The 15,745-nt window shown below is 47.4% G+C and carries 16 protein-coding genes; 8 read left to right on the forward strand and 8 right to left on the reverse strand.

Going from position 1 to position 15,745, the window contains the following annotated elements; all coding sequences use genetic code 11:
* Window positions 1-24: 24 nt before the first annotated feature.
* The 3 genes from K7G97_RS08070 to K7G97_RS08080 are packed head-to-tail and all read left to right on the forward strand — an operon-like array spanning window position 25 to window position 2,340.
* Window positions 25-690: a GntR family transcriptional regulator gene (locus tag K7G97_RS08070; protein ID WP_223041923.1), complete on the forward strand. Its 666-nt coding sequence runs from the start codon at window positions 25-27 to the stop codon at window positions 688-690.
* The gene (locus K7G97_RS08075; protein ID WP_223041924.1) at window positions 690-1,622 is read left to right on the forward strand and encodes a DMT family transporter; all 933 of its coding nucleotides are present in this window, start codon (window positions 690-692) and stop codon (window positions 1,620-1,622) included. Before K7G97_RS08070 ends, K7G97_RS08075 begins: the two co-directional genes overlap by 1 nt.
* Window positions 1,623-1,638: 16 nt before the next feature.
* Window positions 1,639-2,340: a DUF554 domain-containing protein gene (locus tag K7G97_RS08080; RefSeq protein ID WP_047395308.1), complete on the forward strand. Its 702-nt coding sequence runs from the start codon at window positions 1,639-1,641 to the stop codon at window positions 2,338-2,340.
* A 44-nt stretch (window positions 2,341-2,384) separates the two neighbouring features.
* Here K7G97_RS08080 and K7G97_RS08085 read toward each other — a convergent pair whose 3' ends face one another.
* A complete protein-coding gene (locus K7G97_RS08085; protein ID WP_223041925.1) occupies window positions 2,385-2,855 on the reverse strand; it encodes an NUDIX hydrolase in 471 nt (156 codons plus the stop codon).
* A gap of 3 nt (window positions 2,856-2,858) precedes the next feature.
* The gene (locus K7G97_RS08090; RefSeq protein WP_223041926.1) at window positions 2,859-3,605 is read right to left on the reverse strand and encodes an arylamine N-acetyltransferase family protein; all 747 of its coding nucleotides are present in this window, start codon (window positions 3,603-3,605) and stop codon (window positions 2,859-2,861) included.
* Window positions 3,606-3,788: 183 nt separating this feature from the next.
* Between K7G97_RS08090 and K7G97_RS08095 the strand changes: the two genes are divergently transcribed.
* From K7G97_RS08095 to K7G97_RS08105, 3 genes are read left to right on the forward strand one after another with little or no spacing between them, the layout of a single operon-like run.
* Window positions 3,789-4,709 (forward strand): ABC transporter substrate-binding protein, encoded by a 921-nt coding sequence (locus K7G97_RS08095; protein ID WP_195865109.1) that lies wholly within the window; start codon window positions 3,789-3,791, stop codon window positions 4,707-4,709.
* A gap of 56 nt (window positions 4,710-4,765) precedes the next feature.
* Complete coding sequence (locus K7G97_RS08100) at window positions 4,766-5,749, forward strand: FecCD family ABC transporter permease (RefSeq protein WP_262415819.1); 984 nt, start codon at window positions 4,766-4,768, stop codon at window positions 5,747-5,749.
* Entirely contained in the window at window positions 5,746-6,714 is a 969-nt protein-coding gene (locus K7G97_RS08105) for a FecCD family ABC transporter permease (protein WP_316499915.1), read from the forward strand. Before K7G97_RS08100 ends, K7G97_RS08105 begins: the two co-directional genes overlap by 4 nt.
* A gap of 82 nt (window positions 6,715-6,796) precedes the next feature.
* Here the strand turns inward: K7G97_RS08105 and K7G97_RS08110 are convergent, their stop codons facing one another.
* The 5 genes from K7G97_RS08110 to K7G97_RS08130 all read right to left on the reverse strand — a co-directional run bounded on the left by K7G97_RS08110 (window position 6,797) and on the right by K7G97_RS08130 (window position 11,353).
* Window positions 6,797-7,459: an ABC transporter ATP-binding protein gene (locus K7G97_RS08110; RefSeq protein ID WP_223041927.1), complete on the reverse strand. Its 663-nt coding sequence runs from the start codon at window positions 7,457-7,459 to the stop codon at window positions 6,797-6,799.
* Window positions 7,456-8,613 (reverse strand): ABC transporter permease, encoded by a 1,158-nt coding sequence (locus K7G97_RS08115; protein ID WP_262415820.1) that lies wholly within the window; start codon window positions 8,611-8,613, stop codon window positions 7,456-7,458. Before K7G97_RS08115 ends, K7G97_RS08110 begins: the two co-directional genes overlap by 4 nt.
* A 683-nt stretch (window positions 8,614-9,296) precedes the next feature.
* Entirely contained in the window at window positions 9,297-10,229 is a 933-nt protein-coding gene (locus K7G97_RS08120; protein WP_316499917.1) for an ABC transporter ATP-binding protein, read from the reverse strand.
* Window positions 10,226-10,915 carry an ABC transporter permease gene (locus K7G97_RS08125; protein ID WP_223041929.1) on the reverse strand — a complete coding sequence of 230 codons (690 nt, stop codon included), beginning with the start codon at window positions 10,913-10,915 and terminating at the stop codon, window positions 10,226-10,228. Before K7G97_RS08125 ends, K7G97_RS08120 begins: the two co-directional genes overlap by 4 nt.
* A 24-nt stretch (window positions 10,916-10,939) precedes the next feature.
* Complete coding sequence (locus K7G97_RS08130; RefSeq protein ID WP_058265893.1) at window positions 10,940-11,353, reverse strand: DUF4064 domain-containing protein; 414 nt, start codon at window positions 11,351-11,353, stop codon at window positions 10,940-10,942.
* A 187-nt stretch (window positions 11,354-11,540) separates the two neighbouring features.
* On the opposite strand from K7G97_RS08130, the gene K7G97_RS08135 reads away from it, so the two are divergent.
* Window positions 11,541-11,843: a DUF2089 family protein gene (locus tag K7G97_RS08135; protein WP_058705042.1), complete on the forward strand. Its 303-nt coding sequence runs from the start codon at window positions 11,541-11,543 to the stop codon at window positions 11,841-11,843.
* Entirely contained in the window at window positions 11,840-12,124 is a 285-nt protein-coding gene (locus K7G97_RS08140) for a hypothetical protein (protein WP_195865105.1), read from the forward strand. Before K7G97_RS08135 ends, K7G97_RS08140 begins: the two co-directional genes overlap by 4 nt.
* Window positions 12,125-12,238: 114 nt before the next feature.
* Here the strand turns inward: K7G97_RS08140 and K7G97_RS08145 are convergent, their stop codons facing one another.
* The gene (locus tag K7G97_RS08145) at window positions 12,239-15,457 is read right to left on the reverse strand and encodes an ABC transporter permease (RefSeq protein ID WP_223041930.1); all 3,219 of its coding nucleotides are present in this window, start codon (window positions 15,455-15,457) and stop codon (window positions 12,239-12,241) included.
* Between the last annotated feature and the right edge of the window lie 288 nt (window positions 15,458-15,745).

A 15,745-nucleotide genomic window follows, 5' to 3' on the forward strand; every position in this document is an offset into this window, starting at 1 on the left:
ATTAATATGTAATATATTACTTATATGAAACCTACAGATGATCTAGCCATTACACGACTTCCTCTTAGTGAGGAAGTGTATCGACGTTTACAGCATCACATCATCACCTTACGCCTCGCCCCAGGTGAGAAGGTGAACGATCAAGCGCTCGCGGAAATGTTCGGAGTCAGCCGAACACCGGTCCGAGAAGCCTTGAAACGACTCGAAGAGGAAGGATTGATTTTTGCGAAACGGGGCTCGCGGACGATCGTGACGGAGCTTGATGCTGAACAAGCACAGCAAACCTATCCGATCATCGCGACGCTGCACGGACTAGCAGCGCGTCTAGCGGGACCACTCTTGACAGAAGACGACTTAACGGAGCTTCAGACGATTCACCAACAGTTCACGATGGCAATCGATCAACAGGAGACGGAGACGGCGCTGACGCTAGACGATGCCTTTCACGATGTCTTCGTGTTGCGCAGTCAGAACGCTCAGCTACGGGAAACGATTCGCCGATTGACGCCGCTGATCCGCCGGCTCGAATACGCCCAGTTCGATCGACTCGGTCGTCAATCGATTGCCGATCATGCGGCGATTTTGATTGCATGTCAACAACGGGATGTCGAGCAGCTCGTCCAGGCGACGGAACATAACTGGAACGGGCTCGGACGTTTACTCGTCTCGACACTAAAGGAGGAGCGCTGATGCGACCAATCATTTATGGGATCTTGGCGGCGATGTTCTTTGCCGTCACCTTCATCTTGAATCAATCGATGCAAGGAGCAGGGGGGCACTGGATCTACAGTGCGTCGCTTCGATTCTTCTTGATGTTGCCGTTCTTCGTCGTCATCGTCTTGATGCGTCGGGGAATTGGTCGCGTCTTACAGGCACTGCGAGCAGATATCGGATTTTGGTTACTGTACGGAACGATCGGTTTCGGACTGTTTTACGGTAGTATTTGTCTTGCTGCCGATCATGCGCCAGGCTGGCTGATTGCCGGAACGTGGCAATTGACGATCCTAGCCGGACCGCTGCTTGCGCCCTTGTTCAAGCAACGGATTCCGTGGTCGGCTCTCAAGTATTCCGTCTTGATCGTCCTTGGCGTCGTCGTCATGCAGTTATCCGTCGCAGTAAGTCTATCGCTACAATCCTTACTGTTCGGTGCCTTGCCGGTGCTCGTCGCTGCGATTGCCTATCCGCTTGGTAACCGGAAGATGATGGAACGGTATGGGAATGAGCTCGATGTCTTTGAGCGGATCCTTGGAATGACGATCGCGAGTCTACCGTTTTGGATTGTGCTCTCCGTAATTGCTTACATACAAGTCGGATTACCAAGTGTCAGTCAAGTGACCCAGTCCGGCTTCGTCGCCTTATTCTCAGGCGTCATCGCGACATCGCTCTTCTTCTACGCGACGTCACTCGTCCGGACGGAACCGGTCCGGTTAGCCGCGATCGAGGCGACTCAGTCGTTTGAGATCGTCTTCACCGTTATCGGGGAGATTTTGTTTCTCCATGCAGCACTACCGACTGGACTCGCGACATTCGGGATCATCCTCGTCATGCTCGGGATGACGTTGCATAGCCTGAATCAGGCGGAGCGGACGGTCGTCCGTCCTGCGAAACGAAAAATCAATTGAGAAAGTAGGCTGTCAGATGGTTTTAACAGGTACACTCGTCAATACCGTCCTGATCATCATTGGGACGTTGCTCGGATTGATGTTCCACCGGATTCCGGAACGGATGAAGGAGACGGTCTTGCAAGCGATTGGTCTAGCCGTCGTCGTGCTCGGGATCCAGATGGGGATGAAAAGCACGAACTTCTTGATCGTCATCGGTAGTCTCGTTCTCGGAGGTGCGATCGGAGAATGGTTCCGCCTCGATGAGAAGCTCGATCGGATGGGGGCATGGCTCGAACGTAAAATCAGTCGCGGTCGACCATCGAATATCGCCGAAGGCTTCGTTACCGCGACGTTGATTTTCGTCATTGGAGCGATGGGTGTCCTCGGTGCGCTCGACGGTGGACTGCGTCAGGATCACGACGTCCTCTATACGAAGGGATTGATTGACGGCTTCACGGCGCTTGTCCTCAGTTCAACGCTCGGAATCGGCGTCATGTTCTCGGCGATTCCTGTCTTCCTCTATCAGGGGGCGATTGCACTGAGTGCCGTTGCGATCACGAAGTTCATTCCCGACGCCGCGCTGCAAGAATTCATCTTGGAGATGACGGCGACCGGTGGAGTGATGATTGCAGCGATCGGTCTCAATCTCGCCGGAATCACGAAAATCCGTGTCGCGAACTTGTTACCGGGCATCGTCATCGTCGCTGTCATCGTGACGGGCTTACATCTATTCTAACGAAACATCCCCGCCTGTCCGAAAGGACGAGCGGGGATGTTGTATTATGTCTCAATCAATTCATGTGTCTCGTATGCCGTGATTGTATGGCCATCATAATGAAAGTCATGCAGTAAAGGGTGCTCGGTCGACAGAGCAATCGGTAGGTAGTGCCGGAGGTTGCTGATGACACCCATGTTATCGTCGCCTAAAATCCAGTCGAGTGATTTCCAATCGAGGATTCCTTCAACTGTCATGACCGGTGTTGGAAACGGACGATCTTCTAAATCAGCCAGGTAGAGGTACATGCCAGAAGTCTCTTTCCCATGTAAGCGGACGATGCCTTTCGATGTCACTGAGGTGAGCGGGATGCCTGTCTCTTCAAACGTCTCGCGGATGACGGCGGCTTCCGGTGTCTCGCCCGGTTCGATCTTACCACCGACACCATTCCACATGCCCATCGCCGGACGTTTTTGCCGATTGACGAGTAAAAAGTGGTCTGCGTGGCGGATTAAACAAAGTGTATAACGATCCATGATTTACGACTCCCGTCCTAAAAAGTGTGTGTTGTACAGCATCTCTAATTGGGCGGGACCTGCGACCGGTAACTCGGTCGTCGTCGTTTCTTCAATCCGTAACGTCCGCTCAGTCAACGTCTTTTGTCCGGTTGGCGTCCGCATCGCGACGAGGCGACCTTTATTGAACGGCGAAGCGTCGCTCTGCTGGATGATCTGTTCCATCTTCGATAAGTCATCTGTTGTAATGGACGTCTCGCGGTCGAACCGGTATCCAGTCACAAACTCTGCTTGTCCCGTTCGCTTCATCTCAAGTATGTCATTATTGATGATCCGGTAACTGCCGCTCGCGGAATGAACGGTCTCCCCATTCAACGGAACAGGGACGAGCGGTAAATTAACGCCGAAGCCGGTATCGAGCAAGTGTGTTTCATTCCAAATGATCGCGACATGGGTCGGTCCGGTCGCTGACCAGGCGTCCGACTTCGTATCGTAAACAGTCGCTTGAACGAGCCGAACGGGACAATTCAGTTCCTGCAGGACCCGGTGCAGCAGTCCATTCAAGTCATAACAGACACCACCGCGTCGCTCTGTCAGAAACGTTTCGATGAAGCGCTCGTCGCTAAACGGACGGATGCGCTTCTCAAGGACGGTCGTATTCTCGAACGGTAACTGGTAGGCGAAGGCTTCGAGTAAGTCAGGTAATTGATCAAACGTGATTGCATCGAGCTGAAACTCAATTCGCTGTTCTAAGTCTTTCATCCAATCCATCTCTGGTCCCTCCTTTGTTCACTACCTGATTATCCCATATTCCTTCAGAAAATGTGGATTTCAGTCTATATTATCTGAAAATAAGGATTTCCCTTTTGTTCAATGGAAATCTTTGATATGCTGAGACAGGATTAATTAAGAATGATTCTCAATGTCGAATCACGAATTAAAGGAGGTCTCACCATGAGACGGAAAACTTGGATGACAGCGTTGACGCTCCTCGTGTTGAGCAGTTTGATGCTTGCAGCTTGTTCAGGTCAAGCAGAGCAATCGAACGAAAAGACGCGGACGATCACGCACGAAGCAGGAAAAACGAAAGTACCGGAAAAGCCGAAGAAAGTCGTCGCGCTCGAATTCTCGTTCGTCGATGCATTAGATGAACTCGGCATCACACCGGTCGGGATCGCACAAGAAAACAAGACGGATGTTTCTGGATTACTCGGAAAAGACATCTCGTTCACGGAAGTCGGTACACGCCAACAACCAAACCTTGAAGTGATCAGTTCCTTGCAACCGGATTTGATCATCGGCGACTTCAACCGTCATAAAGGAATTTACAAGCAATTGCAAGAAATCGCACCGACGATCATCTTGAAGAGTCGCAATGCGACGTATGAAGAGAACATCGATTCGTTCAAGACGATTGCGGAAGCGGTCGGCAAAACGAAACAGATGGACGATCGCCTTGCCCTGCATGAAGAGCGCTTGCAGGCAGCGAAGAAGAAGGTTGATCCAAAAGATGACCGGAAAGTCATGGTCGGTGTCTTCCGCGCCGATTCACTGACAGCACACGGTGAGACGTCGTTTGACGGTGAGTTGCTCGAGAAGATCGGTATCGAGAATGCCGTTACGAAAACAGCGGAACCGACTGTGACGATCACGTTAGAGCAGATGGTCAAGTGGGATCCGGACGTCATCTTCATGGCGGAAGCTGATCCGAAGTTACTGAAAGAGTGGAAGGATAATCCGCTCTGGAATCAGATCACAGCGGTCAAAAACGGAGAAGTCTATGAAGTCAATCGTGACCTCTGGACACGTTACCGCGGTCTGGACGCTGCTGAACAAATCGTTGACGAAGCAATTCAATTGCTCAAACAGAAATAACGAACGACAAAAGCCGGAGCAATCTGGCTTTTCGTCTTAGAAAGGGGAAAGATCCGGTGCAGCGGAAACGTCTGATTTTCGTACTTATCTTACTCAGTGGCTTGGCCGTTTATAGTAGCTTGTTCTTTGGTATCACACAGATGAATCCGGTCCACTTAGTGCAGGAGTGGATCAGCGGCACGACCTCTAAAGCGGGACTCGTCCTGACGAATCTGCGCTTGCCGCGTCTCTTGCTCGGATTGTTGCTCGGAGCAAACCTTGCCGTCGCTGGAGCGATCATGCAAGCTGTGACGCGGAACCCGCTCGCTTCACCACAAGTCTTTGGGGTCAATGCCGGTGCGTCGTTTCTCGTCGTCTTAAGCCTGCTCATCTTTCCGTCACTCGGGACGGCGAACTTGCTTTACTTCGCTTTTGTTGGTGCCTTACTTGGTGGCGTGCTCGTCTTTTCGTTCGCTTCGATTCGCGGGATGACGGCGTTAAAACTTGCCCTCGTCGGGATGGCAATCCATCTCTTGTTGACGTCGCTAACGAAAGGCTTGATTTTGTTCAACGACCGGATCACGAACGTCTTGTACTGGTTGTCTGGTTCGCTCAGTGATGCAAGCTGGCTCGAGCTCCGGATCGTCTTACCATGGTCGCTTGTCGGTTTGATTCTTGCGGCAAGTCTCGCGAAGTCGCTCGCCGTTTTCCAACTCGGGCAAGACGTCGCGGTCGGACTCGGACAAAAAGTGACGCGGATCCGTCTGCTTGCCGGCATCAGTGTCGTGTTACTCGCAGGCGTGACGGTTGCCGTTGCCGGAGCAATTGGCTTCATCGGTCTGATGGTGCCGCATATCACACGTCGACTCGTTGGCGAGGACTACCGAATCGTCTTACCCGTCTCTGCCGTCATCGGTGGTCTGTTGTTGACGTACGCCGATGTCCTGGCGCGCTTCATTGCCTATCCGTATGAATCACCAGTCGGCATCGTGACGTCATTGCTCGGGGCACCTTTCTTCCTTATCTTGGCACGTCGCCAGATGAAAGGGGGATTACGATGAGAGAGATGCGTCGGATTCTACTTGTCGCAGTAATCGTTTTCGTCACAAGCTTCGCCTTATTGTCGGTCGGTTCGATTCAGTTATCGTTAACGGAACTCTGGCAGTCGTTCTTTGGTGGAAAGGATGCTTTCATCGTCCAAAATTACCGTCTGCCGCGAACGGTCCTCGCCTTTTTAGCAGGAGCGAGTTTCGCTCTTGCCGGGGTCATCTTACAAAGCGTCATCCGTAATCCATTGATCTCACCGGACGTAATTGGGGTGACGAACGGAGCGTCTCTGTTCGCTGTTTTGACGATTGCCCTCGTGCCGGATGGTCCGCTCTTGTTGACACCGATCGCCGCCTTCATCGGAGCAGCACTCGTCATGCTGGCGTTGATGATGCTTGAGCGGGGAGGAAACGTCTCCCGCAGTTCGTTTGCGTTACTTGGTATCGCCGTTAGTGCGATCTGTGCTTCCGGAACAGAATACCTGTTGATTAAATTTCCACTTCAGACGAACGATTCACTCGTCTGGCTTGCTGGCAGTCTGTTCGGGAAAGGCTGGCAGCAGGTGTTGATCTTAGCGCCGGTGCTCGTCGTGATTGGTGCGATCCTCTTCTATCGACACCGTCAACTCGATGTCTTATCACTTAGTGAGGAAGTCAGCATTGGTCTCGGTTTACCGATTCAGCGGACGCGGCACGTCTTCTTGGCGCTCGCTGTTGTCCTAGCCGGTATTGCCGTCGCAACAGTCGGTGCAATCGGCTTCATCGGTTTGATTGCTCCACATATGGCACGCCGTCTTGTCGGACATAAACACCTCGCCGTCTTACCGATGGCGCTGTTACTCGGCGGCGGATTACTCGTCGTCGCTGATGCGCTCGGTCGCGGGATTCATCCGCCGCTTGAAGTGCCAGCCGGATTGATCACGGCGATCATCGGTGTACCGTACTTCCTGTATCTCTTACGGAGAGAGAAGGCGGCTTGAACAAGTTATTTAAAAAAAGACTCTCGGAAACCGAGGACAAGTGTGCAGCATCTGTCTTTCGGTCAGAGAGTCTTTTTTTGTGTTAGTCGAGTTCTTGAAGCGTAATCATTCGATCATGTCGATTCGCGACATCTAGGTCATGCGTAACTGTGATGATTGTCGTCTGGACTGTTTGATTCAAGTCAAAGAGTAGATTCATGATCTTTTCTTTATTCTCGGTATCTAAAGAAGCAGTAGGTTCGTCTGCTAAGATGATATCAGGTTTCATGATTACGGCTCTTGCGAAGACGGCTCGTGAGCGTTGACCACCCGAACATTCATGTGGTTTCTTCTTTAAGATTGAAGCGATCCCAATGCGATGCACGACTTCCTTTACGTACGCAAGCGTCGTTGGGTCTTTCTCTAAATTAGCATATAAGAGAGGTAACTTAATATTATCTTCAATAGTCAACGAAGGGATCAAAGCGGATTCTTGGAGGACGAATCCGATTTTTTGATTTCGCCATGTGGCCAATTGTTTTGTGGTCAAGTCAGCCGTAGATGAATCGAAAAGTGTATAGGTGCCTTCATAGTGCGTATCAAGTAGTCCGAGTATATTCAGTAAAGATGTTTTGCCCACGCCGGACGGACCGACGATCGCCAGTTTTTCACCGGATTGAACCGTCAAGGTGAAGTTTTTCAGTATTGAAAAGTTCGATTTCGGAAACGTCTTCTGTTGAATTTCAAGATGAATGCAATTACTCATTCTAACACTCCTATTGAGATTGGAATCTGCTTTATTTTTTTCATCGTCAGTTCGACGATGATCGTACCGATGACGATATCGATCACAAGAACTGCTGCTAAAGCAACCCAATCGATATCGATCAAACCGAGGAATCCGTACGTGACGAAAGCGGACTCTTTGGTCGTCCAAAATAGATGACGGCTATAAGCGACTGAAGACATTAAGACGACTAGGTTGATGAAAAATAGAATTGCGAAGTAACGATAGAACAATTTTCGGAGAGTGGCGTAACTCAGTCCGACGAGTAGATGAATCGTAATATCCTTGATCATCAGGCGAACACTGACGAAGCTGATCCAAATGCTTAACAGGAGAACAAGGAATAGCAACGCGACAGATAGCAGACTCATGAGCATCAGCGAACTGCTGTAGTATTCCTTAAAAAATGCATAGTTGTCTTGTTGTGTATAGAAATTGAATGTCATACCTGTATTTTGATGAATAAGTGTTCTTAGCTGGTTCATTTTTTTCTCGGATGAATCGAGCAGTACGAGATCCATCAAAGCATTGACGTGGAGGTCAAGACCGGCATTTTGAATAAACGCTGAATCAACGGGAACAAACACTGCAAAGTTATAGTAATGCTTCGAATTCGGAGCATAGAAGCTAGACCGATAGATATTTTTCTTTAATATGCCTTGCACATGTAACAGGACAGGTTTGTTCGTAACGGGATTGATCGTTTGGATCGTAGAACCGAGAGAATACGATTCCGCTAGACCGGGACCAATCAAGACAGGTAAGTGATCTTGTTTCCTTGTCTCCTCAAATTGGAGAGGTTTTCCTTTAGATAATGGAAAATCTCTTAACTGATAAGCGGCTTCGTTTATGTAGTTGAATTGAACTTCCATGTCCTGCTTATTCTTTAATGGAACGACGAACCCATCCGAATGGAGAACGTAGTCGAAATTTTGATCTAAGTATTGATAAATTTTTTGAGTATCTTCGATGTCGATGCTGTCAAAGTCGGGATTACTATCAGGATCTAAGTTCGCTACGAAAGCGTTTCGATCATGTAAGGCGGTCATTTCTTGATATCCCTGATATGTACTGATGATTGAACGAACGGTAGAGAATGTCAGGTAATTCGCTGCAAAAAGCAAAATAACCATACCGAATACGAGAAGCCATCTTTTTAAGAAGATATTCCTGAAGAAATAACGGAAAAGTTTCATTTTTGATTCACCCAACTTGTGAATAGAATGATGTAGAAGACAAAGATAAAAACGAGTAACAGGCTACTTGTGATGTGTACCTGCAAAGACATATGAAGAACGAGTGAAAACATGAAGCAACAGCATAAAATGAGTAAATGGTGGAGCATATAGCGGAAGGCGATTTGTTGTCTAGTGTCTCCAACAAGAATACGACACAAGATTTCAATTTTTCGTTGTCTTACAAATTGATACTGAAAAATCAATACGAGTAATGTCGAGAACACAATCACGATCAGTTTGACATCTAAGATATTTTCAATGAAGGATTTAAATACCGGATAACGTTCCAAGTTTAACGTTTGTGCGATTGACAATGCTGTATTGATAGAAAAACAAATGATGTAGAGGAGACTCAGCTCCACGTAGTCTCTTCGTCGAAATAAAGAATGTTTCATCGAATACTCCTTCATTATGATAATTGGAATTTAATTTTATCATATATTGACAATTATTTAAAAAAAGGTAACGATTTTCACCTGTTCTTCGATGAGTAAGAGGACGCTAAGAAAATGAAACACCCCTTCATTTCGTTGTGAAATGAGGGGGTAATGGATTGAAAAGGTTATTTAGTGAGGGTATCAAGCGGTACGTTTTTCCATACCTAAATTCAAGAAGATCTCTTCCAACGACGCTTCCTCAACTTCGAGTCGATACACGTTAACGTGTTGCGAGACGAGGTAGCTATTGATCGTAGCAATATCGTGTTCACTTTGGACGATGAACGTCGAGTGAGTAGAGGAGACGTTGACGTCTTTCGCAAGTGTCGACAACTTGGTCTGCAGATGTTGTTGTGTATCATTATCGAGCGGTGCATGTTTTACGTGAACGGTGATGTTCTTCTCATGTTGTTCCCGTAACTCCTCCATCGTGCCTTGCGTCTGAATCGTTCCGTCCTGCATGATCGCAATCTCCGTACACAGTTTTTCGACCTCGTCTAAGTTATGAGACGTTAAGAAAATCGTCGTTCCGTCTGCTGCGATCTTGCGAATCAACGTATGAATCCCGAGAATCGAGTTGGCATCAACGCCAGACGTCGGTTCATCTAAAAACAGGATTTCCGGTCGATTAATCAGGGCTTGGGCGATCCCGAGCTTTTTTTTCATCCCGAACGAGTAGTTCTTCGTTTTTACATCGATGGCGTCTTCGAGTTGGACATCACGGAGGAGTTGCTTTAACTCGTCCGTCGTCGTCTTCAGACCGAGGACTTTGCTGAAATACTTCAAGTGATCGAGCGCCGTGAAGTTTTCGTAAAAGGTCGAGTAATCCGGCAGGACGCCGATTCGAGTTCGGACGTCCTTCAAGGAATCGTTCGGTGCTCCGAGTAACTCGAACGTTCCGGATGTCGGACGGACAAGACCTGTGATCATGTTGATGAATGTTGATTTACCGGCGCCATTTTGACCAAGGAAGCCGAAGATGGCCCCTTGTTTGATTTCGAGATTCAACTGGTTGACGACGGTCTTATTGCCGTACTGTTTCGTTAGATTGGTTGCGCGAAGGGCTAGCATCATAAATCTCTCCTTTTAAAGATCATCAAGCTCGCGATGACGAAGACGGCGATATGGATCAAGACAAGATACGTGTATGCAGTGTTTTCTTGCGTATAGTAATAATAGGGCGTCAAGTAAGACAACGTATCAACGATGACATTCTTCGAAATAAGACTCCACATCCCAATGACCGGAAGCGCGATCGAGATGAAGATACCGACGAACATCGTCATTGCAGAGCTGTTGACGACTGTCGAAAGAAACAGCGACAGACCGATGAAGTAAGAGACGAAGATGATGCTTTGGATCAAATCGACGATCGAGAACGATTTTGAAAACGGAACGATCAACAAGAGGGCAACTGTCAGACAGAGGACCCAGAACGAAACGTTGCCTAAAAACTTTCCGAAAATGATGTTCTCACGAGATGTTTTCGTCGCAAGAAAACGAATCGTCTTCGATTCAATCTCTTTGTTGACGCTACTATGAGAAATACTCGTCACGAATAAAGGAGATGCTAAGAACAGAAGCAGCATCAAACCGATGATATAGGCATTGTCACCTAGACCGAGATCACTGAGTTGTCCTTTGAACTGGCTGACGAGTTTAGCAGAACCAATCGTCACACCGAACAAGACGGCGATGATCAGGATGGCTCGAATACTTTGGAAAAGCGATTTAAATTCTCGAAGTGTAATCGCGAACATACCGACACACCTTTCTGTTTGAGTTTAGTATTGTCGTGCTATCTTTTTATTCTTCGTGACGTTAGTGATACCGGCAATCAAATAAGCGATTGAACCAAAGACACCGGCGAGTAATGTGAAGATCCCACCGAGAATTGCAGTAATGATCAACATCTTTCCTGCTGAACCGTTTTTGCGAATCCGGACGATCGAGACGATTCCACCTATCGTACATAAGAGAGAGACGGCACCAAGGTACAAGAAGAATTGTTGGAAGGATGTGAGGATTTGGGTAGACGTGACATCCGTAATGTTCTCATCCTGGATGAATTGATCGACCAACTCCTTCATGCCAGCGTGATCCGCAATCGATCCAGACAATAGAAACCCACCTAAACATAATGATCCAAACAAGACGATACCGATGACAGCAAATATGTATTCCGTTGTTCTTTTCAAGTAAAACACTCCTTTTCCTTATTTTTCCGATTTGACAATCCTAAACTACCATGACTCGAATCACTATGACAAGCGAAATAATGAATATATTTTAATTATTTATTGGTTAAATGTTTAATTAATATCAAAAATACTTTAACTTTATTTAAGTGAATGCTATTATGGTGACATGGGAGGGAAATGGTAAATGAAAAAAGATGATGTTCCAGATTGGGTTTTATCTCTAGAATTGGAAGAGATGGAATTCGTTAAAAAATTCATCGTAAGCTCGGGTTCTTTGAAAGAACTGGCGAAACATTATGATGTCTCCTATCCCACAGTCCGGATTCGCGTCGATCGGATCATTCAGAAAATCGAAGTGAATGAGAAAATCGAGAATGAACCGTTCATCGCATACATTAAACAAATGGCTATCGAAGACCGGATCACGATTGAAGATGCCAAAAAAATCATCGAAAAATATCGACTTGAGAGGGGTAACAATCAATGAACTTTTTCATTTCTGCTCTAATTATCAGTATCTGTTTAGGAATACAGTATTTCTTATCAAGCCGTCACAATCCGTATCTCGGTATCATCATGCCAATCATTTTAGTGATTTTCCTGACATGGCGTTACTTTGATGGTAGATACAATAGTTTTTTAGCCTATGTATTGATTTTAGGAGTCGGCATGATTTCACTGTGGGAACAATGGTCGCGTGGTCGAAAGAAGCTTAAAGAGAATCAAGAAAAAGAACTAGAACGGATGCGCGTCCACGATACATTGTGAGTTACAACCATACATAGCGTTTTTTAGAGAAAAATGAGAGTCGCCTCGGTTTCGATGATGAAACCGAGGCGACTCTCATTTATGTGATCCGGGCTAGATTCATATTACGTCATTTTAATCGAGTTCAATCTTCACTGTCGTATCCTTTGGAAACGCATCATCCGCAGCAAAGAGAACGAATACCTTCTGGTCATCAGGAACTTGATAGACTAAATCAACGGTTGACTTATATGGTGAGAGATACTGATAACTGTTTCTGAATGCTTTCTTATTATGATTGACGTAATCAACGGTTTCATATTCTTTTCCGTCGAGCGACGTCAATGTAAAGGTGCCGGGTCGGTAAATAGCATAAGCGCCTTTTACTCTATTGTCGGGATCGTACATGACAACAGGAACCGTAACGAACCGATAACCGCTCTTTTCCTTTAGATCGAGTTCTTTCGGTGTTGGAATGAGTGATTTAGCATAGAACAGTTCAGAGGTGGCTTCCGGATCGCCCGGATACGTTTGGATGACTCCTTTTTTCATCAGTTTTTTTAGTGCTGTTTGATCACCTGTTTTCTTGTCAGCAGATGTTTTTGGATCAGTGGTCAAATCCTTTAATTTTTGTCCGCTCGTCTGTTGCTGAGGAGCACTCTGTGTTGTAGTCGTCGAGGATTCCGTTGAGGCGAACAAGAATAGGCTTGCCACTCCGATACACAAGGAAGCGGCGATGGATCCAAGTGCCCATTTGAAACGCCGTTCTGTCGCTTGCGTATTTTCGACGATACTGCCGAGTGCAGCATTTGGTGTAATCCGGACGGCACGCTCGGCAGGGAGCAAGGCACCTAACAGACCCGTGATCACTGGAATCAAGAGCATGATGCTGAGGAAAGCAAGCTCTTGGACCGGGAATTGCCCGTAAACGAAGCCGATCATCCCAAGTGCTGTCAGAAGACCAATCACGCCAGCACATAGTCCTGTCATCATGCCTTCACTTAGCACGAGTAAACGAACTTGACCGTCTTGCCAGCCCGTTGCTTTAAGGACAGCAAGCTGATTCTTGCGTTCATTGACGTTTTGCCACATGATTTCTGTCGTCGTCAGGATGGCAATCAGTAAAGCGACACCCATCGCGACGTAATGCATCGTCCCGACTTCAAGCGCGACATATTCGCCGAGCCACGTTGCGTACAAGACGCCTTTCAGTCGGAACGTGATGAAGAGGAAGAAGATGAACAGACTCGTCGGTAAGGCGATCGCAATGACCGAAAGCAATGTCCGTTGCCAGTAGGTGACGAGCTGATTGATGCTCATCCCGAGGGCGCTACGCGCACGAACGAAACGGCGACCTTTTGAGACTTCACCGGAACGCATGCTTTCGTACGGTTTGATCCGACGGATGAGCGTCATCGGCACGAGCGTTCCACCCCAGTAAATAAGTAAACCAGCAAGACCAATCAATAAAATTCGACCGATCGCAATCGGGTTGTCCGTCGTGACCCAGAAAGAACCGAGAATCGTCCAGGCAATCAAGACGACGAGTGTCCCGAGCAATGTGGCCTCGAGGAACAATAGTTTCGACAGCTGACGCGGGCGCCAACCAAGTGATAGTAAAATCGCGAATTCTTTCTTTCGTGCATACAGCAGGATGATGTTCGAGCTGAAGACATAGACGAGCGCGACAGCGATGACACTGGCGATGATGCCGCTCATCCCGATTTTTGCTTCCTGGAAGATCGCAATCGACGAGCCGAGCTTGATCCACGGTTGTTGAACCCAGCCGAGCGCTGATTCGTCTTTTAGACCCGGTAAATAGGTCAAGGCGAGCTGCGGTGACGAGCCGAGGGTCACGTCCGTGATTAGACCTGTCTTCTGTTCGATTTCTGTCGCCACCTGTTGGAGCTTTTTCTCGCTAGCAGCATTCATCGTCTCGACACCTTTGACGTTGACGCGGATGGCAGAAATCGCTTTGGCACCACGAATTTTAAACGCAGCATCGAGCGTCGTCAGCATCGACGGTGGTTTCGTCAGGAAATCATATGGATCGTTTGTTGGTTTAACGTCTCGAACCGGATTGACGGGACGTTCATTTTTATCCATGACCCACTGGGCTTTTGACGGGAAGTACGTCTCCATCGGCAGTTCTGTCAGCGGGTCTTTCGAGATATTCAATTTCTTCGGATCGAAGACCCCGATATAGTTCAAGTTGACTTTGGGCCAATCCACGCTATCTTTTCCGAACATGCGCGCTTCCCGGTACATGCTGCGTTTAGCGAGCAAGGAATCTTGGTCGACTTGTTTCGGTTGGACTTGATAGGTGAACGGCCAACGTGATGCGTACGGACTTTTGATTGAGCGGTAGTCGATCGGAGACGGTTTTAAGACAATCCATGTAAAGGAATTGCTGTTCGTCTCTTCAGCAGTCGGTAACGTATGTTTTAAAATATCATTGACGAGCTTTTTCTGGACATCTTGTGTCGTGATCGTATAACGTTTCGCACCACTTGTCGGTAAGGAGTCTAAGTATTTTTTTCCGCCTTTTTGTTCGACTTGTTGTACTAGATCGTTAATGGATGTCTCTTTCGACGGCAGCTCGACTTTTTCGTACGTGTAGATGCGCGACGCATCGACGTATTCACGATTGTTCAACAGGATCGGAATTTGGACACCATCTTCCCCGAACGAGGTGACCTGATCATCTTTTGAAAAATAGTTACTATAGGTTCCTTTGGTCGTCGCTTTGTCCAAGCCGACGAGTGCGGCTTCCGCTTCGGGATCAACTCCCGCAATCATGACTTGGCTCCCATACTCAAACAGAGGCTGCTTTCCAAGTGGGAGGGGCGACACACCTGATTTTTTGGCATCCCCTGTAGGTTCCCATCCTGCTGCTAAGTAGGTGACGCCACTCGAGGATTCGTTTTGTAATCCGGTATCTTGCATGTCTTTGATCGTCAGTTTATAAATCCCTTCTTGATCGATCGTATGCGTACCGATACTCGAAAGTGTTTGATTATACCCAATCATCGCGATGGGGGCAGCGACCTCGACGTCAGTCATTTTTTTGATTGTCTCGTATTGTTTGCGCGTGATGCCGCCATCGAGACCACTCATGTAGTTTGGCTCGAGTAACTTCAAGTCTTCCGTCACGCTCCGGCTGCCTTCTGGTCGGACGACGATGTCGTAAGAGGAGCCCCAACGCTTTTGCAGTTCATCGACGACGGTTCCGTTATTGGCTTGCGTCGTTCCAATCAAATAGCTCAGTCCAGTACTGACGATCAGAACACCGACAAGTAGCAGGATGAAACGCTCTTTGTTGCGCCACCAGGAATTCCAAATGAACTTAAGCATCGGCAACCCCCTCCTGGAGTAAGATGTACTGTCTTATGATGGACCTTGCATTAACCATTAATTGAGGTGACGTGTAGCTATGGATGTGTACCGATTCAGTCATGGATGAATCCTCCTTTGAAAGAACGTTTTTTATTCCATATGTAAGTTAAAAAATCCAATCATTACCTAATTATAATTGAAGATTAAGAAAGTGAGCTACAAAAAAACAGAAAAATCAGAAAAATAGGTTGATCATTCAACTAAATATCATGAAACCTGAAGGAATGTAAAAGCGTTAATGAATTG

Source organism: Exiguobacterium acetylicum, assembly GCF_019890935.1.
Lineage (GTDB): Bacteria > Bacillota > Bacilli > Exiguobacteriales > Exiguobacteriaceae > Exiguobacterium_A > Exiguobacterium_A abrahamii.

Bases quoted from the DNA above. Each gene is read 5' to 3' on its own strand.
- K7G97_RS08145 (WP_223041930.1), bottom strand. From the start codon at position 15,457: ATGCTTAAGTTCATTTGGAATTCCTGGTGGCGCAACAAAGAGCGTTTC.
- K7G97_RS08070 (WP_223041923.1), top strand. From the start codon at position 25: ATGAAACCTACAGATGATCTAGCCATTACACGACTTCCTCTTAGTGAG.
- K7G97_RS08140 (WP_195865105.1), top strand. From the start codon at position 11,840: ATGAACTTTTTCATTTCTGCTCTAATTATCAGTATCTGTTTAGGAATA.
- K7G97_RS08120 (WP_316499917.1), bottom strand. From the start codon at position 10,229: ATGATGCTAGCCCTTCGCGCAACCAATCTAACGAAACAGTACGGCAAT.
- K7G97_RS08115 (WP_262415820.1), bottom strand. From the start codon at position 8,613: ATGGTTATTTTGCTTTTTGCAGCGAATTACCTGACATTCTCTACCGTT.
- K7G97_RS08090 (WP_223041926.1), bottom strand. From the start codon at position 3,605: ATGGATTGGATGAAAGACTTAGAACAGCGAATTGAGTTTCAGCTCGAT.
- K7G97_RS08085 (WP_223041925.1), bottom strand. From the start codon at position 2,855: ATGGATCGTTATACACTTTGTTTAATCCGCCACGCAGACCACTTTTTA.
- K7G97_RS08125 (WP_223041929.1), bottom strand. From the start codon at position 10,915: ATGTTCGCGATTACACTTCGAGAATTTAAATCGCTTTTCCAAAGTATT.
- K7G97_RS08080 (WP_047395308.1), top strand. From the start codon at position 1,639: ATGGTTTTAACAGGTACACTCGTCAATACCGTCCTGATCATCATTGGG.
- K7G97_RS08110 (WP_223041927.1), bottom strand. From the start codon at position 7,459: ATGAGTAATTGCATTCATCTTGAAATTCAACAGAAGACGTTTCCGAAA.
- K7G97_RS08075 (WP_223041924.1), top strand. From the start codon at position 690: ATGCGACCAATCATTTATGGGATCTTGGCGGCGATGTTCTTTGCCGTC.
- K7G97_RS08135 (WP_058705042.1), top strand. From the start codon at position 11,541: ATGAAAAAAGATGATGTTCCAGATTGGGTTTTATCTCTAGAATTGGAA.
- K7G97_RS08095 (WP_195865109.1), top strand. From the start codon at position 3,789: ATGAGACGGAAAACTTGGATGACAGCGTTGACGCTCCTCGTGTTGAGC.
- K7G97_RS08105 (WP_316499915.1), top strand. From the start codon at position 5,746: ATGAGAGAGATGCGTCGGATTCTACTTGTCGCAGTAATCGTTTTCGTC.